This window comes from Acetobacter sp. DsW_063, assembly GCF_002153745.1.
Classification (GTDB): domain Bacteria; phylum Pseudomonadota; class Alphaproteobacteria; order Acetobacterales; family Acetobacteraceae; genus Acetobacter.
Map to the genome: position 1 here is coordinate 1 of NZ_JOPL01000108.1, position 20,079 is coordinate 20,079.

A 20,079-nucleotide genomic window follows, 5' to 3' on the forward strand; every position below is an offset into this window, starting at 1 on the left:
TTCATGTCCGCAATCCACATCGCAGCAAGCGTCATCTTCTACCTTAAAGAATGAGTCCTGAGCCTAGCTGTAACTGTAACTGTAACTGTAACTGTTCTATAGAACGTCTTTACTGTGTAGATTTTCTATCGGAGACTACTGTACACAGAATTTGCTCGATGCTTCCAAGCGCCTGCCGCCAAAAGGGACGGACCACCCCCCGGCCACGGCTTTGTCGACCTGAGCCTTACCCGTCAGGCAGTATTCGAATTCACCCAGCCATGAGTGCGTCATGAACACACTGCCTCTGCAGAACACCTTGCCTGCAGAAGCCGAAAAGCAATTCAGGGTATTAATCGGCCCAGCCAATCACCACCCGCAGCCGCCTTTTACAGTTCAACCGGCGCTCGCCGTTCCATCCGCCCTGATGAGCGTTCCGGACCCGGATTTGGTGAACAATTCCAGCAGACACGCGTGAGGCACCCGTCCATCAAGGATGACTGCGGCCTTGGCGCCCGCCTGCACCGCCTGGAGACAAGTCTCGACTTTGGGGATCATGCCACCGGAGATCATACCCGAAGCGATACCCCGTCTGGCCTCTTCAGCAGTCAGCTCGGGAATGAGCTTTCCATCGCCATCCAGGACGCCCGGAACATCCGTCAGCATCAGCATACGCGTCGCATGCACTGCGCCCGCGATGGCGCCCGCGGCAGTATCAGCGTTGATGTTGTAGGTCTCTCCGTTCTCCCCCGCCGCGATCGGCGCAACGACCGGGATAAGTCCCGAACCTGACAACGCATAAAGCACCTGAGGGTCCACCCGATGCGGCTCTCCCACGAAGCCGAGATCGAGAACCTGCTCGATGCCGCTGACCGGATCGCGAACCGCCCGCAGAAGCTTGCGCGCCTTGATAAGGCCGCCATCCTTTCCCGATATGCCTACGGCCAATGCGCCAGCGCGGTTTATCAGGTTGGCGACTTCCTTGTTGACCGAACCGCACAGAACCATCTCGATCACGTCGATCATGGAACTGTCCGTCACCCGAAGCCCGTCCACAAAGGACGACTTGAGTTGCAGCCGCTCCAGCATGCGGTTGATCTGGGGGCCACCGCCATGCACGACAATCGGATTGATGCCGACCAGTTTCAGCAGGGCGATATCGCTGCCGAAATCCTTCGACAGAGTGGCGTCCCCCATAGCGTGACCGCCGTATTTCACAACAATGGTGTCTCCGGCGTAACGACGGAGGAAAGGTAGCGCGCTGGCGAGGGTGGCGGCCTGCTGTAACGCGTCGACCACGCCGGGCGTATCGTCAGTCATCAAAAGTCCATCCAGGCTAGACCCGCGTCCGATCGGGCGCGATCGGTGGCTCGGGTGGAGAATTCCGCTACGATAGCGGGTAGAGGCGTCATCAGTGAAGCCGCTCAGGCACGATGCTATCTGCGCGTCGAATGCGGGGCCGTTCAGCCAATCGCAGGGGTCGCAAATGCGGCCAGTTCCACGCGGAGTTCTGGCATGCCAAGCCCCGTCTCGCTGCTGCTGGCGATCACTTCCGGGTGGGCGGCCGGGTGTTTGGCGGCGAGAGCCCGCACGCTCTCGAGTTTCCGTGTCAGCGGGCCGGGTTTCAGGCCGTCGCATTTGGTGAGAACGATCTGGAAGTTGATCGCCGCCTTGTCGAACAGGTCCATGACCTCGATGTCGGACGACTTGGTCTCAATACGGGAATCGAGCAACAGAATAACGCGCTGCAGGGTCGGGCGCCCGCGCAGATACGCGAACATCATCTCCTGCCAGTCTTCCTTCACCGATTTCGCGGCCTTCGCGAAACCGTAGCCCGGCATGTCCACCAGCACGAGACGTCCGGCCAGGTCGAAAAAGTTGAGCTGCTTGGTCCGGCCGGGCTCCGACGATGCCCGCGCAAGCGCCTTCCGCCCCGTCAATGCGTTGACAAGGCTGGACTTGCCGACATTCGAGCGCCCTGCGAAGGCGATCTCAGGCTTGTCAGGATCTGGCAGTTGCCCGAGTTGCTGCGCGCCGAAAAAGAACTCGCACTCCCCGGCGAACAGAAGCCTTCCAGCTTCCAGTTCGTCAGACGTCCGTTCGACCGGGGTCGAGAAATCGGGAGCGGCCATCAGCCTTTCCGGGATTTCTTCGCAGGCGGGATAATCGTCGTCTTCGGGCGATCCCGGTGCACGCGCTGAATGACCATCTGTTGCGCCACCGTCAGCAGGTTGTTCCAGCAATAATAGATGACCAGACCGACCGGCTGCCGCGCCATGAAGAACGTGAAGATGAACGGCATCGCCATGAAAATCTGCTTCTGTGCAGGATCGACGGTCGCAGGGTTCATCTTCTGCATCAGGAACATGGTCGCGCCGTAGAGGATCGGCCACACGCCCAGCAGCAGCATGCCCGACAGGGTCGTCGGATCCCACGGAATCAGGCCGAACAGATTGAACAGGTTGGTCGGATCGGGCGCGGACAGATCGTGAATCCAGCCAAAGAACGGGGCGTGCCGCATCTCGATCGTGACATACAGATCTTTATACAGACACCAGAACACCGGGGCCTGAATCAGAAGCGGCAGGCAGCCGCTGGCGGGATTCACTCCCTCCTCTTTGTAAAGCTGCATGACCTTCTGGTTCATCTGGACCGGATCGGACTTGTACCGCTCTCGGATCGCTTGCATCTTCGGTTGGACCGAGCGCATCGCCGCCGCCGAACGAAAGCCCTTGGCCGCCAACGGGAAGAACAGTGTTTTGACGATCAAGGTGAAAGTCAGAAGCGCCAGGCCGAAATTGCCGAAAAGCTGATACAGCCAGTCAAGAACGAAGAACACCGGACGCGTCAGGAACGCGAACCAACCGAAATCGACGGCCTTCCAGAAATCGGGAATGTGCAGTTCGTTTTCATAACGCTCCAGAAGGCGAACCTCCTTCGCGCCTGCAAATACATGCGCCGTCGACTCGCCAACGCCGTTGGCCGCGACCGTCACAGGCGCGCGGCCAGTGAATCCTACTTCATATGCGCCGGCAGGCGTGTCGAACCCATAAGTTCCGCTGACGTCAGACTTCTGATCGGGAACGACCGCAGCGAGCCAGTATTTGTCGGTGATGCCCGCCCAGCCGCCGGTTCCGGACGCGGTCCACGAGACGAAATTGGGCGCCGTGGAATTGGTGCGCAGCGACTTGTAGGAACCTTCCTCCATACGACCGTTGATCACCGAGATCGGTCCCTCGTGAACCAGCATGCCGCCGGTTTCCTCAGGCGTGTAAGCGCGCACGACACGAGAATAGGGGACGAGCGCCACCTGATCGCCGGTGGCGTTACGGACGCGTTGAGTGACCGTGAACATGTAGTCCCGATCAATCGCCAGCACGATCTCGAACGTCAGGCCGGCGTCGTTGCTCCAGCTCAGCGTGACAGGGGAGTTTGAACCGAGTTTCTGCGCGTCGGTTTTCCAGACGCTGTGCGCGTCGGGAAGGCGGACGGTCTGTCCCGGCTGCCCATACCATCCGAACTCGACATAGGTCGGGTGCGGCTGACCCTGCGCCTCGAGCACCCGCACCAGCGGGCTGCCGGGCTTCACCGTCTCGTGGTAGCCACGCAGAACGAGATCATCCAGACGCGCGCCGCGAAGATTGACGGAGCCGCTGACGTCAACCGCGTCGATCGGCAACCGTGCAGGAACCCCGTCATCGGCGGCCGCGGATCCGGGCGCTGCAGCAGGAGGCGGACGGCTCGCCTGCGTGTCCGCATGCTCCTGCGTCGCGACGGCGGGTTGTGGCTTGGGCTGCGGCATGAAGTAGTCGAAACCGAGCAGGACCAGCGCCGAAAGCAACGTCGCCAATATTACACGCCTGATGTCCATATCGACCGGCCGACCTTTCTACTTCACGGGACCACGCCGCAACCGCGGCGGCCCGACCGCACATTTGCGTCCCTCATACCGAACTTGTCAGGGAACGCCAGATGGGTTGGGCTCATAGACGCCCTATTGCATGGACGCTTCTTGAGCAGAGCCGATGTCGGCCACCGCACCGCCGATCGCCCTAGGCGGAGGCACTGGGTCGTATCCGCCCGGATTCCACGGATTGCAGCGCAAGATGCGACTGGCGGCGAGCCAGCTTCCACGCAGCGCGCCATGCGTCTGAACGGCTTCTACGCCATACTCGCTGCATGAAGGATGGAAGCGGCAGTTTGGTCCGGCAACGGGACGTCCGACGATTTGCCAGAGGCGCATGCCGCCGACCAGCGCGCCACATGCGCAGCGCCCAAGCATGCTACGACCGGAGTCGACGCTCACGACAATGCCCCGGTCTTTTTCAGCGCGCGCCGCAGATCCGCGATCAACTCGGAAAAAGGACGGTCGCCCGTTCCGATTCGGCCGATCACCACTAGATCCAGACCGTTCAGCGAAACGTCGCTTTCGACAGACCTCACAGCCTCCCGGAGGCGACGCTTCGCGCGGTTGCGAACAACCGCGTTTCCGACTTTTTTTGTGACGGTAAAGCCAACCCGCCCCGGTTCTCCGTCATTGCGACTGAGAACTTGCAGGACGAGCCCGGGTGTCGGCGCTTTCCGCGCCTTAGCGGCCACAGCCAGAAATTGCGCGCGCTTCTTGAGGCGCGAAGAGCGCTGATCCTGCACGAAGCGCTCCTTTCCGGGGAGCGTTTCCCCGGACGTCATCGCCTGATCAGGCGGAGAGGCGCTTGCGCCCCTTCGAACGACGGTTGGCTATAACCTTGCGGCCGCCGACGGTGGCGATGCGAGCGCGGAAACCATGACGGCGCTTGCGGACCAGCTTGGACGGTTGATACGTGCGCTTCACGGTGGCACTCCTCAGTCAACTACACAAAAAAATGTCGCGACGCTTCGCGGCGAAAAACGCCAGCGTCTGGAAGGCGGGCTTATAGTGAGAGGACCGCCCTGCGTCAACGGCGGGATGCGCGGATATGGAGTCGGCGTGTCATCCGTTTTTCAACGCGCCCGGACACGGCGCCGCCACGAAGGAGCCAATATTTGCGCCGCCCTTACCTCACGGTCCCGGTCTTCCTTGTCGCGTTCGCCACCGCGATCACTACGCGATACGTCCCCATGCCCCAGGGCGGCGCGATTTTTGTAGCGCTGTTGGGCGCTGCGATCGCCGCTGCGCTCACGTTGCGAATCGACTCCGCACGCAACTCGCCAGCGCCGGGCGGTCGAATTGCGGAACAGCCGTCCGACAATCGCGCCACGACGGCTTACATGACTCCCCCCGGAGCAACCGGGGACAATAGCGCAACGATATCACCGAAACTGCGCCACGATCTGCGGGGGTTGATCTCGCCCGCCGTTCTGTCCGCCGATCAGCTTTCGTCGCACGAGGACCCGGAGGTCCGTCGACGCGCGGAGCAAGTGCTGGACGCGCTGGACCGGACGACGGCCCTGATCAAGGCCGCCCGCTAGAACATCATCCGATCAGACGGAATCGGCTGATCGGTTAAAGAAGCCCGCCAAGCCAACAAACCAGAACCTTATCCGTGAACTCTTATGAACGGATAAGGCTCCAAATTAGCCGATTGTCGCTCAACCCTCGGGCCGTACGACTTAAGAGAAACCTCGCCCATGCCGGATCTCCCTCCGCTCAGGAACGCTCGCGAGGTGTCTTGACAACCCATCGAGCAGGGTGGCCCGGAACAGATAATCGGACGCCGCAACTGGGAAGACGGGCGAACGCTCAAGGCTTCAGGCGGCTGCATTGCGAAGCCGCTCCTCCACTCGGACGCTTCCGCCTGCACGGCGCCAGAACCAGAGAGCAACGCATGTACTGCAAGGCAGACGAAGTCTGGTTACGCAGTTCACGCCACGCTTGCGAGAACGCGTGGCGTGAACCTTGTGAAAACAACTGCTTTCAGCGTCAGCGCCGTTCGATAAGCTCGATCTTGTACCCATCAGGATCTTCAACGAAAGCGATCACGGTCGTGCCGAACTTGACCGGCCCCGCCTCGCGCGTGACCTTCCCGCCGCCCGCGCGCACCGCTTCGACCATCGCTGCGACATCAGGCACGCCAACGGCGAAATGACCGAAGCCCGTCCCGACCTCGTAGCCATCGTCCTTGCCCCAGTTATAGGTCAGCTCGATTTCGGCTTGCCCTTCGGCATTACTTGCGTAGCCAATGAAAACAAGCGTGTATTTCCCGTCGGGAACTTCCCGCCGGCGCAGTTCGTGCATACCCAGCAAGCGGTAGAACGCCAGACTGGCGTCCAGATTTTTGACGCGCACCATCGTGTGCAGATAACTGGCCATAATCGACGCCTTTCTTAAATAAAAACAGCACTTTGTCCGTGGCTACGCCCCGGACTGTTCAGCATGTCCGACACCATACAGGAAAAGGCCCAGACGATCGGCCGCCGCGATGCAGGCCGCCGGGTCGGTAAGAAGCGTGCCTCCGGCTTCAAACGCCACACCCGCCAAACCCGAACGCGCCGCCCGATCGATCGTTTGCGGCCCGATGGTCGGCATATCCGCCCGCTTCTCCTGTCCGGGCTTGAGCAGCTTGACCAGAACGCCCCCCTCCCCCGGCTGTCGGCACGCGCCGGCGCGGTCCAGCATAGCGTCAGTGCCCTCCATGGCCTCGACCGTCAGAACGACGCCGTCCTGCACCACGCACCCCTGGCCGATATCAAGGCGTCCGAGAGTCCGCACGACCTCCATTCCCCGTCGGATATCGGAAAGAGAGCGCTCGTCCGGCTGAATTCTCCCCAAAGCGCCCAATCGCCCGAGCGAAGCCGTCAGAAATTCGTGTGCGCCGCGAACAGTGAAGCCTTCTTCGCCAAGAATACGCACCAGCGCGCCCAGCAATCCGTCGTCCCCGGCGAACAGTGCTCGCCCAAGACGGGCGAGGATGCGCGCACCCTCAGCGTCAGGTCGGATATCACGCAGTGAAGGTCGCTTCACCGGGCCGATCAGGACAATGTCGCGGCATCCTTGCTCGCGCAGCTCGGACAGTATTCTGCCTGCAGCAGCGAGGCGCACATAGACATGCGGCCAAGCTCCGACCACAGCCGGTTCCGCGAAGTCCTGAAATGCTATGATGAACGGAGAGCGGCCTGAAGCCGCCACGGCGGCTGCCACCTGCCCCGGGAGAGGCCCGCCGCCAGCCAGAATGCCTACGCCACCGGCGTCTCGCGCCAAAGGGTCGGGCAGGAGAGGATCGTTCTCGGACAATGGCGTCAATCCCCCGTCATCGTCCGGGCGACAGAACGTCAGCCCGCCTCAGTCTCACTGCTGGAACATTCCTCGCGCGCCACGCGGACCAAACCTCTGCGACTCGGCGCTTCAATAAAGCGGAGAATCTCTTCGATCTTCTCATCGCTTCCATAGTGCTCCCGCACCACGCCAATACGCTGGGCGAACACATCGTCTCCACCGCCGCGCGGATAGAGCGTCTGAAACGCCTTGCGCATCCGGTGGATCTGAGCCGAGTCGACGCCGTTGCGCCGCAACCAGATCCAGTGCAGCCCGACCAGCCGCGCCCGGTTTCCAAGTACGCTGCCATACGGAATGACGTCGGCTTCGACGCCGGCCACGCCGCCGACAAGGGCCGCGCGTCCGATCCTGACGAACTGGTGTATCGCCGCCGCCCCCATCACACGGGCGTCGTCGTCGATGGAGACGTGACCGCCCATGACGACGTTGTTGACGATGATCACGCGGTCCCCAAGCGTGCAGTCGTGGGCGACATGCGCGTTGGCCATGATCAGGCAATCGGCGCCGACATGCGTAAGCCCCGAGCCGGTCACCGTGCCGCGATGGATGGTTACATGCTCGCGCACCACCGTGCGCGCGCCGATCTCGCAGCGCGTCGGCTCGCCTTTGTATTTGAGATCCTGAGGAGCAAGGCCGACCGTCGTAAACGGGAAATAGCGCGATTCGGCGCCAAGCGTGGTGCAACCATCGACGACGACATTTGCCACCATCTCCACGCCATCGCCCACGACGACGTCCGGCCCGATCGAGCACCATGGGCCGATCTTGACGCCCTCGCCCAGACGCGCGCCGGGAGCGATCAGCGCAGTGGGATGAATTCCCGGCGCCGTTGACTCCAGACCGGCACGGCTCTCTGAGCGCGCCGCATTCACCGTTTCAACCAGAACTACCTCCATCGACGCCTCAGCTAACCATCGGTGAGCAATAAGGCAATTCGCGGGTCGATGAAAAGATTCCACACGCCCCGGAGGCGGTAAGTAAACGTATCAGCGCGATACAAAGCCCGCCCTGCGCAAAGCGGCTCCGTAGCCCCCCCCCGCGATATGTCAGTCCATGATCATGGCGCTGAACGTCGCCTCGGCGACCGAGACGCCTTCGACACGCGCCACGCCACGGAACTTCCATACATTAGCGCGCTGCCGCTCTTTTTCGACATGGATGCGAACCTGATCGCCGGGGCCTACCGGGCGGCGGAACTTCGCGCCTTCGATCGTCATGAAATAAACGAGTTTGCCTTCAAAGGCCGAACCCAGCGTCAACACGACGAGGGTCGCCGCCGTCTGCGCCATGGCTTCAATCAGCAATACGCCGGGCATCACCGGACGCGCGGGGAAATGTCCCTGGAAAAACGGCTCGTTCACAGAGACGTTCTTGACCCCGACCGCAGACTGCCCGAGTTCGACATCCACCATGCGATCAATCAGCAGGAATGGGTAGCGATGGGGAATCGCTTCCATGATCCGCATGATGTCGACCGTCTCGATGCGCATCGTCGCGCCAGCGTCCTGCGTTTCGCGTTCCTGATCCACGTCTGTCAAACCGCTCCGTTATCGCGTCGCGCCCGTCACGCGCCGCCTTTTCCTTCCGACTGGCTGTCGTCAGCGCCCTCTTCAACACCAGGGCGGCGAGAAAGTCGACGCAGTGTTGCAACATTACGAAAAAATTCTCGGAACGGCATCGCCGGGCTCCCAATGACATCGGCTCCCGCCTCGACGTCCGACATCACGCCGCACTGTGCGCCGACACGGGCTTTCGTCCCAATTTTGATGTGGCCGATCAGCCCCGCCTGCGCCGCTATGGTGACGTAATCACCAAGCTCGGTCGAACCGGAAATCCCGGCCTGAGAGACAACGATACAGCCTTTACCAAGGCGAGCGTTATGACCGATCTGCACCAGATTATCGAGTCGCGATCCCGCGCCGATCACCGTATCCTGTACCGAACCACGGTCGATCGTGGAGTTGGCGCCGATTTCCACGCCGTCCTCAAGGACTACGACGCCAAGTTGCGGCACGGTTTCGAAACCCTGCGGCCCCACGGCGAAACCAAACCCGTCCTGCCCCACACGCGCACCGGGAAAGAGTGTAACCCGGTCGCCAAGCACCGCGTGGGATAGCACGACCTGCGCGCAGATCCGGCAATCTGCGCCGATGCGGACTCCGTCGCCGATCACGGCGTGCGGGCCGATAATCGTCCCGGCCCCGATCTCGACACCTTCTCCGATCACCGCGAAGGGCCCGACCTCACAAGAAGCGTCGACCTGCGCGGACGTGGCGACCACCGCTGTCGCGTGGATCCCGGCCCGCGCTTTCGGCGCGGGATGGAACATGCGGGCGACACGCGACCACGCGAGATAAGGCTGCGCCACCACAATAGCGCCACAGCCGGGAGGAACTCGCGACGCAAAGGCTTTGGCGACAATCACCAGACCAGCCTGAGTGTCGTCCAATGCGGCTACATAACGACGGTTGTCGAGGAAGCTGAGCTCCGTCGGCCCCGCCGCCTGAAGCGGCCCTATGCCGGTGAAGCCTCCCTCAGGAAAGCCTCCCTCGCGCGGAGGTAGCAGGTCACCACCTGCAACCTCAGCCAACGCCTCGGCCGTGAACGGTCCGGCGCGTTCGAAAAAACGCCGGTCAGCCGTCGCATGCCTGCGCTCCACCACGTCGCTCATCGCGCCGCTCTCGATTCAGATCGCGCGAGGCTCACCGCGTCACGCTCACTTCGGCGCTGCGGCTGGAGCCGGAGCAGCCGCCTGCGCGGACGCTGTGGTCGGCATCTTGCCAGATTTCGCAAGCACTTCCGGATCTTCGTTCGGCGCCGGGATATAGACTTTCGGCAGAACGACGTTCAGCTGCGTCGCGACCTCGTTCGTGATGTCCTGCCCGTCGACGTGCAACGCAACCTGCTCGCTATGCATGATCAGGTTCATGCCATGGCTCGAAGCAACGTGCTGAATGACCTGCACCAGTTCCCGCTCGATCTGCCCGAGCGAGACCTGCGCCGCTTCCTGAATGATCCGGTTACGCTCACGGAAGTCGCGCTGGGCCTTCATGACGCGCGATTGCAGGGCGCGTTCCTGGCCCTGAATCTGATCTGCGGACATCGTCTTGGCGGCGGCCTGCAGCTTTTGCTGCTCATCGCGCCAGCCAGCCTGCGCCTTCTGTGCGTCCTGCGCCAGCGCGTCACGACGACCGCCAAGCTCGCGCTCGACCTGCTGACCTGCCATCGACTGGCGCATCACGTCAGCGACGCTGATGATGCCGATCACAGCCGCCGGAGGCGGAGCCGCCTTCGGCAGTTCGGGCGCAGTCGGAATATTGGGCTGCGGCAGCACTGGCGGCGGACGGGAATTGTCAGCCTCCTCACCATCCTGACCGTCGGCCTCCTGCGCCTGCACGGGGGCCGGGCGCGACATATGCGCGGGAGCGGGAGCCGCAGTGGGGTGCGCCGTCTTCGGCACGAACCAGCCGGCGCCGCCGCTGGAGTTGGAGGCCGCCTGCGCATGAGCGGACTCGATGAAGGAATGACCGGGAACGACAAGAACGGCGGCGGCGAGAAGCGCCGCTGCGGACAAGCGAGACATTGTCACCTCAGAATTGCTGACCGAAGCCGAAGCGCAGCAGCTGCGTGCGGTCATTTCGTTTACGCAGGACAGGAATGCCCGCATCAATGTTAATAAGACCGAAGGGGCTCTTCCACGAGAAGCCCAGACCGGTGCTGATACGCGGCGTCAGGGTGTCGCCCGAAACACGCTCGTATTTGTATGGGTAATAGTTGAGCTGGTTAGGGTTGGTGTAGTTGTTTCTCACACGCAGGCCCGCCAGAGCGCCGGTGTCAACAAAGTAACGGCCACGAATACCCATGTCCGCCGCGAACGGCATCGGGAAGTTGACCGTCATTGACCCGGTATAGATGAAGCGTCCGCCCAGAAGGTCTTCCTGCGAATGGATGGCGCCGTCCGCCGGGGACACCGTGGTCTGCCCGACCGCTCGAGGCCCCACGCCGCCGTCAAGGAAGCCGCGCAGATTCTGACCGCCGAGATAGAAGTTGTCGATCACGTCGTGACGGCCATTGCCCCAGTCCGCCAGATAACCGGCGCCGGCAGTAAAGGCGACTGTCCAGTCGTGGTTGCCCATCATATCGTCGAGCGGCAGGTAATATCCGACGTCGACCTTACCGCGGACGTATTTTTCATCACCGCCAGCGCCGGCGAAATCGCCGCCTACGCGGGCCACGAAACCCTTGTGCGGCTGCAGGCGGCTATCGCGCGTGTCGTAGGTAAGCGTCGTGCCGATCTGTGACAGCAGCGAACTGCCGGCCTGATCGAGAATGTAGAAGGACGTCTCGCTCCAGGACCCGCCGATAGTACGATGGATGAGCGAGTAGTTCCACGATTGCGACAGATGGTTCGTATAGGCGTAACCCAGACGGAATGTGACGCCGTACCGCCCTTCCGAATAGTTCTGATACGTCTGATACTTGTTCTCGATGTAGAACAGATCGACGCCCGCGACGAGGTTCCGGTTCAGGAAGTATGGATCCGTGACGGAAAGATCCACCTGCCGCTGGTAATAAGCCATGGTCCCGGAAATACCGGCGTCGACGCCGCTGCCGAGCAGGTTATGCTGCTTGAGACCAAGGTTGCCGATGATGCCGACGTCCGTCGAATAGCCGCCACCGAGCGAGAACTCGCCGGTCGGTTTTTCCACAACGTTCGCCGCCACGTTCACGCGGTCCGGCGCGGAGCCCTGACTCTGGTCGATGGAGACGGAGCTGAAATAGCCCAGATCCTGCAACGCCTGCTTGGAATACTTCTTGTACATCGCAGTGAACGGATCGCCCTCCGCCATCGGCAACTGCCTGCGGATGACGCTGTCCTGCGTGATCGTATTGCCGTTGATGTCAAGGCGCTCGACATACATGCGCGGCCCTTCGCTGACGTCGAAGAGCAGGTTGACGATGCGCTTTTCCGGATTACGGGCGATCTCAGGACGGACCACCGCGAAGGGGTTGCCCTTCGACTGGATGATCTCCTCCATGTTCGTCGCGTTGTGCTGAACCGCGTTGCCGTCGTACCACTGGTTCGGAAACAGCTCGATATACTTACGCAGCGACGCCGCGGGAACGTGGCGAAGACTGGAGCGGATGTCCATCTTGCCGAGCCGGTAACGCGGGCCTTCGTTCAGCGTAAACGTGACGTAGAAGGATTTGCGGTCGGGCGACAATTCGCCCGTCGCGTTGATCATCTGGAAATCGACGAAGCCGTTAGCCAGATAGAAACGGCGCAGCAATTCAGCGTCGTAACGCAGACGCTCCGGGTTGTATTCGTCCGATGAGGAGAAGAACCGGTACCATTGGGTCTCTTTCGAGGAAACCACTCCGGCGAGACGCGCTTCGCTGAAATTCTTGTTTCCGACGAAGGAAATCTTGCGGATCAGCGTCTGAGGCCCTTCGTTGACCTGAAACACCACGTCGACGCGATTATGCGCAAGGCGAACGATTTGCGGCGTCACATCGGCGCCGTACCGCGCCTTCTGCGCGTAGACCTCAAGAATCTTCTGACGGTCGGCCGCAGTCGTCTGCTGGGAGAACACTGCGCGCGAACGCAGGGCGATCACCTTGCGCAGATCCTCATCCTTCGCGGCGTGGTTACCCTCGAAGACGATGCGGTTGACGATGGGGTTCTCGACGACCTGCACCTGCAGGACGTCGCCGGAGCGGTGCAGTGTGACGTCCTTGAACAGGCCGGTGGCGTAAAGAGTCTTCAGGGAACGATCGAGGTTGTCCTGGTTGAAAGTGTCGCCCGTGCGCACCACCATATAGGACAGGACCGTGCTGGCCTCGATCCGGTCGTTGCCATGAACCTCGATATTCTCGATGACCTGGCCGGACGAGTGGCGCTCGCGCTCGGCGGCCCCATTGTGTTCGACGGCTGTATGACGCCTGGCCGGGGCGAACTGCGCTGACGCTTTCGACCCCATGAGCATTGGCAGCAAGCAAACCGAAGCGAGCAAAGCCTTACGTTTACTCTTCAAGACCAGCACCTCTCCGACGGGGAGCAAGGCTCCCGCTGCCACGACCAAACTCACTCGCAAATAGGCTCGTCAACCCGACCCGCATTTCAAGCATAGCGGAAATGCGGGCGCGAACCCAAATGCCGCCGCGCCTGCGAAACCTGAACAGACGCCCGATCGGGACAAATGCTCCCGAATACACTCGCGGAACTATCCGAAATGTCGCCGGGGGCGCAAGCGCCCGGAACATTACGAAACACGCCCAAGCATTTCTCTGAAGCTTTTCGTGCCCTCACCCCGCCAGCGACGCGACCCATTTGAACAGGCCAAAGCTGGAAAGATCGTTGAACGTGGAGAAAAGAAACAGGCAGGCGATCAACGCGAAGCCAGCCTGAAACCCGAGTTCCTGCACCTTGCGCGGCACAGGACGTCCGCGGATCGCCTCGATCGCGTAGAACACCAGACGTCCACCGTCGAGAATCGGCACGGGGAAGAGGTTGATCAACCCGAGATTGACCGACAGAAGCGCCATGAACGACACTAAACTGGCGACGCCATACTGCGCCACCTGACCCGACATCTGCGCGATCCGCAACGGTCCGCCAAGATCTCGCGCCGTATGTCGACCCGTGACCATCTGCCAGAGACCATCCAGCGTCTGCACTGTCACCGACCATGTCTCACGCGCTCCCGCGACCACAGCCGCTCCGGGAGACAGAGGCGCACTTGTGACCGTGGCGAAAGTAACGCCAAGCTGGCCGACAGGGCTCGCCTTGCCGGCGGTGGAAACACTACCGATCGTTACAGGCAGGGAAACGTCCTCGCCGTGACGGCGCACATGCAGCGTTGTCGCCTTGCCCGGCGCTGCCGCCACCACACTTTGCACCGTCGTCACCTCGGGCGTCGACGTGTCGCCAACCGCGAGAATCGCGTCGCCCGAAGCGACACCGGCCGCAGCAGCAGCGCTGCCCGGCGACACGGCGTTCACTTCGTTACGCGCTTCCGGGCGGCCGCAGAACGCGAACAACGCGGAGAACAGCAGGAACGCGAGAAGAAAATTGAAAACCGGTCCCGCGAGAATGACGATGGCGCGCGAACCCACCGGTTTGTCGTGGAAGGTGCGTCCAGGCTCCCAGGCGGCTTTCTGCTCGTCAGTGGCTTCCTCCGGCCCTTCGAAGCCATGCGGCTTCACGAAGCCGCCCAGCGGGATCGGCCCCACGCGCCACTCCGTCCCGGCCTTGTCGGTCCAACGCCAGAGCGGCGGGCCGAAGCCGATTGAGAACGTCTCGACCTTTACGCCCCGCCATCGGGCCGCGAGGTAGTGGCCCAGTTCGTGGATGAACACGAGCACGCCGAGCACGACGACGAACGACAGGATTGTGCGGATCGCTTCATGCATCAGCGTGGCTCCTTGGGAATCGGCGGACTGACGATGTCACGCGGCGCGCTGGATCGTATGCGTCGAAGCCGCCAGGCGCGCTTCCGCGTCCCAGTGAAGAACGGCGTTCAGATCGTCGATGGGCGGGGCACCGAGCGCGTCCATCACTTTCTCCACGACACGGGCGATATCGAGAAAACCGATCTGACCGGCAAGAAACGCCTCGACCGCGACCTCATTGGCGGCAGAGAGGATCGCAGAAGACGCCCCCCCCTCACGCAACGCCCGACGGGCGAGGCGCAGAGCCGGAAAGCGAATCTCGTCCGGCGCCTCGAACGTCAGCGAGCCATACTCCGCGAGATCCAGACGGGGCGAGTTCGTGGCCATCCGGCGCGGCCAGGCGAGGCAGTGCGCGATGGGAATTCGCATATCCGCTGACCCGAGCTGCGCGATAAGGCTCCCGTCGGTGTATTGCACCAGGCTGTGGACGACCGACTGAGGGTGCACCACCACGTCAATCCGGTCTTCGGTCAGATCGAATATCCGTGCGGCCTCGATGACCTCCAGTCCCTTGTTGAACATGGTCGCGGAATCGATGCTGATCTTCGCGCCCATGGTCCAGGTCGGATGCTTTAGCGCCTGGGCGGCCGTCGCTGCTTCCATCGACTCCAGCGTAGCGCTGCGGAACGGACCACCCGACGCCGTCAGAATGATTTTCTCGACCTGATCGGTCTGACGGTCCGCCATCGCCTGAAAGACGGCGTTGTGTTCCGAGTCGACAGGAAGCAGCGTCGCGCCGGCATCCCTGATGGCGCGGAGCATCACGTCGCCCGCGCAGACAAGAGCCTCCTTGTTGGCCAGCGCCACAGTCTTGCCATTGCGGATCGCAGCCAGCGTGGGTTCCAGACCGGCCGCTCCGGTAATAGCGGCCATCGTCCAGTCGACCTCTCGCCCCGAAGCCTCGATTACGGCGACACGGCCGCCGGCAGCTTCTACGCCAGATCCGGCAAGACGTTCGCGAAGCTCGGGGAGAGCTCCTTCGTCGGCGATGACCGCTATTTCCGCGCGCAGCGAGAGGGCCTGCTCGGCCAGAGCGGCGACGTTGCGCCCCCCCACCAACACTCGGACGGAGACGTCGGCGCCAGCCTGCCTGACCAGATCGACAGTGGAGCAACCGATGCTGCCGGTGCATCCCAGAATGTTAACCGTTTTCATAACCATCCCACATTACCCGCATTCGCCGTCGGCGGCGAGCCTGCCCCTTGCGCCAGACCGCGCTTCATCCACCGAGGAAACGTCCCAGCCCCCGCGCCAGACCGTCGAAGCCGACAGACCAGAACGGAAGCCCAGGTTTCGCCAGCAACGACAACAGAGCCGCCAGAGGCGCTGCGGCGAGCAACGCGTCGAAACGGTCCAGCAGACCGCCATGCCCCGGCAGCAGACGTCCGGAATCCTTGACGCCTCTCGCGCGCTTGACTGCGCTTTCCGCGAGATCTCCCGCCTGCGCCGCTATCCCCAGAAGCAACGCCCAACCGGCGCCGCGAACTGCAAACCCTGCGCCCGGAATTGTCGCGACCACGAACCCCGCCACAACAGCGCCCAGCAATCCGCCGACTGCGCCCGACCGCGTCTTACCGGGAGAGATGCGTGGCGCGAGCTTCGGGCCGCCAATCATCCGCCCGGTGACATAGGCGGCGCTGTCGCTCGACACGACCACGGCGATCACGAACACGACGGCCCAGACGCCGCAATCCGCGCCCAGCCGAAGCCACATGAGAGAAAGACCGCCAGCGACGATCACCGCGTTCATCAGCCACAGCGGCGGCCCGAAGACGAAAGCCGTCATCGCGAAGGCTGGCGTGGCTTCCCACCGCCCGCAGAACGCCGAAAGACCTGCACAGAAAGACCATGCGACGAAAAGCGCGCCCCGCCACGAACGTGGGGAAAGTGAGAAAAGGGCGCAGCCTTCGGCGGCCATGCCCGCCATCGTCGCGACGATGAGCAGTCCGTATGCGTAACCGCCAAGACTTATCGCCAGAACAGCGACGATAATAAGCGCCAGAGCAGAGAGAAGGCGGGGGCGCAGATCGCGCCAGTCTCGACCGGGCATGGCGCTGGACGGCTGTGTGGATGCCAAGGTCACGCCGGGCGGGCGCCGAAGCGCCGTTCGCGTCGCGCGTAGATGTCGAGCACCCGGGTGAAGGACGCCTCATCGAAATCCGGCCAAAGCGTGTCGAGAAACACCAGTTCCGCGTAGGCGCTCTGCCAGAGCAGGAAATTGGACAGGCGATGCTCGCCACTGGTGCGCACGATGACGTCCGGATCTGGCACGCCCGCCGTCAGCAGGCGGGCCGACAGCGCCGTTTCGTCGATCGCCGACAGCGCGATATCCCCCCGCTGCACGGCCTCCGCCAGCGCGCGCGCGGCGTGAACGATATCGCCGCGCCCGCCATAGGAGAGAGCCAGCAGAAGGGTCAGCTGGGTGTTGCTGGCCGTGAGGGCTTCCGCGCGCTCCAGCTCGGCAACCAGATCGGGACCGAAACGACCTAGATCGCCAACGAAACGAATCCGCACGCCTTCCTTGTGCAGTTCGGCAACCTTATGGCGCAGGTAATATTTCAGGAGGCTGGTCAGATCCGCGACCTCGGTCGGTTCGCGGCGCCAGTTCTCCGAAGAAAATGCATAGAGCGTCAGATACTCGACGCCCTTGGCCTTGGCGGCCCGCAGACAGCGGGACACGGCCTCGGCCCCGGCGCGATGACCGGCGACCCTCGGCAGTCCGCGCGCAGCCGCCCAACGTCCGTTGCCGTCCATTATAATGGCGACATGGACCGGAAGATGCGCGTTCGAGGCAGTGGAGGCGGGCGACGCGCTCGATACGGCCGCGCCCGTCGTGGATGACATGACGTGTTTCAGACCTGCTTGATCTCGCGTTCCTTGTCCGCGAGCATTTCGTCGATCTTTTTTACATACTGATCCGTGAGTTTCTGGATCGAGTCCGACCACGCCTTGACGTCGTCCTGACTGATGTCGCCCTTCTTCTCGAACCCCTTCGTCTGGTCCATGCCGTCGCGACGCACGCCGCGCACGGCGACCTTGGCGCCTTCGGAGTAGCGACCAGCGGCCTTGGCCAACTCGTTACGGCGCTCCTCGGTCAACTGGGGAATCGGCACGCGGATGGTCTGCCCTTCGCCCGCCGGATTCAGACCCAGTCCCGCGTCGCGAATCGCCTTCTCCACAACGCCCGCCAGAGCCCGATCCCAGACCTGAACCGTCAGCATTCTTGCTTCCGGAACGGCGATGGTGCTGACCTGAGACAGAGGAACCTCACCGCCATAGGCTTCGACCCGGACAGGCTCCAGCAGGGCCGCGTTCGCGCGCCCGGACCGCAGGCCGGCGAAATCCCGGCGCAGGCTTTCGAGCGCGCCTTCCATCCGGCGTGTCAGGTCTTCCGTAAGCGTGTTCAGATCAGCCACAACGGCTCTCCCACAAACTGATTGGGACGGCACATGGGCCGTCGCCTCTAAACCCCGACCCCACAAGGTCGGGAAGCGTCAAACTCAGCCTCGTCAAAGGCGGACGTTACAGTCCCGACGGCGCCTGACTTTCGATCAGGACACCTCCTCGATTCGCGTGAACTTGCCCTCGCCCTTCATGACGCGCTCAAACGCGCCCGCCTCGTGAATGTTGAACACGATGATCGGCAGGCGATTCTCACGTGCAAGACTGATCGCGGCTGCGTCCATGACGTTCAGGTCACGGGCAAGGACTTCGAGGTAAGTGAGCTGCTCGTAGCGCTCTGCGTCCGGATTCTTGCGAGGGTCGGCGCTGTAAACGCCATCCACCTGTGTGCCCTTCAAAAGGCAATCACAGTCCATTTCCGCAGCGCGAAGCGCCGCGGCGGTGTCGGTGGTGAAGAAGGGGTTGCCGGTCCCGGCAGCGAAGATCACGACCCGACCCTTCTCCATATGACGAACTGCGCGACGCCGGATATACGGCTCGGCGATGGACGACATGTGGATGGCCGACATGACGCGCGTGGGAACGCCCTCTCGCTCAAGAGCGTTCTGCACCATCAGCGCGTTGATGACCGTCGCCAGCATCCCGGCGTAGTCGCCCTGCGCCCGGTCCATGCCGCGCGCCGCAGCGGTCAGCCCACGGAAGATATTGCCGCCGCCGACGACAAGGCAAACCTCGACGCCGCTGCTGGAGACCGCCGCGACGTCCGCGGCGATACGGTCGACGGTGTTGGCGTCGACGCCATACTGACCGGCGCCCATCAGCGCCTCCCCGGATATCTTCAGGAGAACTCGCCGGGCGGCGGGAGCGGCGTCGGTGCTTTCGGTCATTGGGCCTCGATGCGCAGACTGTCAGGGATGATCCGCGCAGCCGAAATATGTGAACCCCGGCGCGCGTTTCCGTCGCCCGTCATATCGCTCAGGCGCGGTCGCCACAAGCGCCGGAGGCGCCTTTCTCGTTAACGAGACCGCTGGACGCCGACCATTAACAGTTTTCAAACGGAAGAGCCCCGAAGGCTGGCGCCTCAGGCGTTGTCGTCCAACCCGATGGCGCGCAGGCGGGCTCGCTCTTCATCCCACCCGGCTCGCTCTTTTACGTTCAGGAACAGATGGCACGTCCGCTCGAGCAGCGATCCCAACTGCTTTCGGGCCCGCTCGCCTATCTCGCGGATGCGCTTTCCCTTCTCACCGATCAGGATCGCCTTGTGGCTGGCGCGACCAACATAGATCGTCACGTCGATCCGCACCGAACCATCCGGGCGTTCAGTGAAGCTCTCGGTCTCCACAGTCGCGCCGTACGGCACCTCCTCATGCGTCTGCAGGAACACCTGCTCGCGGACCAGTTCCGCCGCCAGAAGACGGTCGGGGAGATCGGTCAGATCGTCTTCTGGATAGAGATACGGTCCGGGCGGAAGCGCTCCGGCCAGCACGTCGAGAAGGTCGTCGACGCCGCCGCCCGTACGCGCGCTGATCATGAACACATGCTCGACGTCGATCATGCCCGAAATTTCCGCCGTAAGCGGCAGCAGCGCCGGAGCGGGCACCAGATCAGTCTTGTTGAGCACGAGCCACACGCGGCGTTTCGCTTTCGCGAGATGTTCCACCACGGCGCGGGCCGCCTCGTCGAGGCCCGAGCGCGCATCGATCAGCAGCAGCGTGACGTCGGCGTCCTCCGCCCCTGCCCATGCCGCCGCGACCATGGCGCGATCCAGCTTGCGGCGCGGCTTGAAGATGCCCGGCGTGTCCACCAGCAATATCTGCGTGCTCTCGCGCATCAGAATGCCGAGCACGCGGAAGCGGGTCGTCTGCGCCTTCGGGCTGACGATCGACAGCTTGGCGCCCGCCATCTTGTTGAGAAGGGTCGACTTGCCGGCGTTGGGCGCGCCGACCAGAGCCGCGAATCCGCAGCGAGTTTCCTGTGTCATCGCCTTTGGCGCC

21 protein-coding genes are annotated in these 20,079 nt (G+C 62.7%); 1 reads left to right on the top strand and 20 read right to left on the bottom strand.

Annotation, left to right across the window (positions count from 1 at the left end; translation table 11 throughout):
• Positions 1-375 precede the first annotated feature (375 nt).
• From argB to rpmH, 6 genes are all read right to left on the bottom strand, one after another.
• Positions 376-1,299 (bottom strand): acetylglutamate kinase, encoded by a 924-nt coding sequence (argB, locus tag HK28_RS12310; RefSeq protein WP_086644845.1) that lies wholly within the window; start codon positions 1,297-1,299, stop codon positions 376-378.
• 143 nt (positions 1,300-1,442) lie between these two features.
• A complete protein-coding gene (gene yihA, locus HK28_RS12315) occupies positions 1,443-2,111 on the bottom strand; it encodes a ribosome biogenesis GTP-binding protein YihA/YsxC (RefSeq protein ID WP_086644846.1) in 669 nt (222 codons plus the stop codon).
• The gene (gene yidC / locus HK28_RS12320; protein ID WP_086644847.1) at positions 2,111-3,850 is read right to left on the bottom strand and encodes a membrane protein insertase YidC; all 1,740 of its coding nucleotides are present in this window, start codon (positions 3,848-3,850) and stop codon (positions 2,111-2,113) included. The genes yihA and yidC overlap by 1 nt, the downstream gene beginning before the upstream one ends.
• 123 nt (positions 3,851-3,973) lie before the next feature.
• Positions 3,974-4,261, bottom strand: a complete 288-nt coding sequence (gene yidD, locus HK28_RS12325) for a membrane protein insertion efficiency factor YidD (RefSeq protein WP_086644874.1) — start codon at positions 4,259-4,261, stop codon at positions 3,974-3,976.
• A gap of 20 nt (positions 4,262-4,281) precedes the next feature.
• On the bottom strand, positions 4,282-4,668 hold the full coding sequence (rnpA, locus tag HK28_RS12330) for a ribonuclease P protein component (protein ID WP_086644848.1): 387 nt from the start codon (positions 4,666-4,668) through the stop codon (positions 4,282-4,284).
• 7 nt (positions 4,669-4,675) lie between these two features.
• The gene (gene rpmH, locus HK28_RS12335; protein ID WP_086644849.1) at positions 4,676-4,810 is read right to left on the bottom strand and encodes a 50S ribosomal protein L34; all 135 of its coding nucleotides are present in this window, start codon (positions 4,808-4,810) and stop codon (positions 4,676-4,678) included.
• 191 nt (positions 4,811-5,001) lie between these two features.
• Between rpmH and HK28_RS12340 the strand changes: the two genes are divergently transcribed.
• The gene (locus tag HK28_RS12340; RefSeq protein ID WP_086644850.1) at positions 5,002-5,427 is read left to right on the top strand and encodes a hypothetical protein; all 426 of its coding nucleotides are present in this window, start codon (positions 5,002-5,004) and stop codon (positions 5,425-5,427) included.
• A 451-nt stretch (positions 5,428-5,878) separates the two neighbouring features.
• Here the strand turns inward: HK28_RS12340 and gloA are convergent, their stop codons facing one another.
• The 14 genes from gloA to era all read right to left on the bottom strand — a co-directional run bounded on the left by gloA (position 5,879) and on the right by era (position 20,066).
• Positions 5,879-6,268, bottom strand: a complete 390-nt coding sequence (gloA, locus tag HK28_RS12345) for a lactoylglutathione lyase (RefSeq protein WP_026396834.1) — start codon at positions 6,266-6,268, stop codon at positions 5,879-5,881.
• 42 nt (positions 6,269-6,310) lie between these two features.
• The gene (locus HK28_RS12350) at positions 6,311-7,189 is read right to left on the bottom strand and encodes an LpxI family protein (protein ID WP_233140527.1); all 879 of its coding nucleotides are present in this window, start codon (positions 7,187-7,189) and stop codon (positions 6,311-6,313) included.
• Between the two features lie 38 nt (positions 7,190-7,227).
• Positions 7,228-8,127: an acyl-ACP--UDP-N-acetylglucosamine O-acyltransferase gene (gene lpxA / locus HK28_RS12355; protein WP_086644851.1), complete on the bottom strand. Its 900-nt coding sequence runs from the start codon at positions 8,125-8,127 to the stop codon at positions 7,228-7,230.
• Positions 8,128-8,277: 150 nt separating this feature from the next.
• Complete coding sequence (gene fabZ / locus HK28_RS12360; RefSeq protein WP_086644876.1) at positions 8,278-8,721, bottom strand: 3-hydroxyacyl-ACP dehydratase FabZ; 444 nt, start codon at positions 8,719-8,721, stop codon at positions 8,278-8,280.
• Between the two features lie 74 nt (positions 8,722-8,795).
• Positions 8,796-9,902: a UDP-3-O-(3-hydroxymyristoyl)glucosamine N-acyltransferase gene (lpxD, locus tag HK28_RS12365; protein ID WP_086644852.1), complete on the bottom strand. Its 1,107-nt coding sequence runs from the start codon at positions 9,900-9,902 to the stop codon at positions 8,796-8,798.
• Positions 9,903-9,947: 45 nt separating this feature from the next.
• Complete coding sequence (locus HK28_RS12370; RefSeq protein ID WP_198945884.1) at positions 9,948-10,814, bottom strand: OmpH family outer membrane protein; 867 nt, start codon at positions 10,812-10,814, stop codon at positions 9,948-9,950.
• A gap of 7 nt (positions 10,815-10,821) precedes the next feature.
• A complete protein-coding gene (bamA, locus tag HK28_RS12375) occupies positions 10,822-13,218 on the bottom strand; it encodes an outer membrane protein assembly factor BamA (RefSeq protein WP_086644877.1) in 2,397 nt (798 codons plus the stop codon).
• Positions 13,219-13,537: 319 nt separating this feature from the next.
• Positions 13,538-14,644, bottom strand: a complete 1,107-nt coding sequence (gene rseP / locus HK28_RS12380; protein WP_086644854.1) for an RIP metalloprotease RseP — start codon at positions 14,642-14,644, stop codon at positions 13,538-13,540.
• A gap of 36 nt (positions 14,645-14,680) precedes the next feature.
• Positions 14,681-15,838, bottom strand: coding sequence for a 1-deoxy-D-xylulose-5-phosphate reductoisomerase (gene dxr / locus HK28_RS12385; protein ID WP_086644878.1), 1,158 nt, complete (start codon positions 15,836-15,838; stop codon positions 14,681-14,683).
• Between the two features lie 64 nt (positions 15,839-15,902).
• Positions 15,903-16,733, bottom strand: a complete 831-nt coding sequence (locus HK28_RS12390) for a phosphatidate cytidylyltransferase (protein WP_086644879.1) — start codon at positions 16,731-16,733, stop codon at positions 15,903-15,905.
• A gap of 29 nt (positions 16,734-16,762) precedes the next feature.
• On the bottom strand, positions 16,763-17,437 hold the full coding sequence (uppS, locus tag HK28_RS12395) for a polyprenyl diphosphate synthase (RefSeq protein WP_035376174.1): 675 nt from the start codon (positions 17,435-17,437) through the stop codon (positions 16,763-16,765).
• A 98-nt stretch (positions 17,438-17,535) separates the two neighbouring features.
• Complete coding sequence (frr, locus tag HK28_RS12400; RefSeq protein WP_051291928.1) at positions 17,536-18,057, bottom strand: ribosome recycling factor; 522 nt, start codon at positions 18,055-18,057, stop codon at positions 17,536-17,538.
• A gap of 177 nt (positions 18,058-18,234) precedes the next feature.
• The gene (gene pyrH / locus HK28_RS12405; protein WP_086644856.1) at positions 18,235-18,972 is read right to left on the bottom strand and encodes a UMP kinase; all 738 of its coding nucleotides are present in this window, start codon (positions 18,970-18,972) and stop codon (positions 18,235-18,237) included.
• 194 nt (positions 18,973-19,166) lie between these two features.
• The gene (gene era / locus HK28_RS12410) at positions 19,167-20,066 is read right to left on the bottom strand and encodes a GTPase Era (RefSeq protein WP_086644857.1); all 900 of its coding nucleotides are present in this window, start codon (positions 20,064-20,066) and stop codon (positions 19,167-19,169) included.
• Positions 20,067-20,079: the final 13 nt, after the last annotated feature.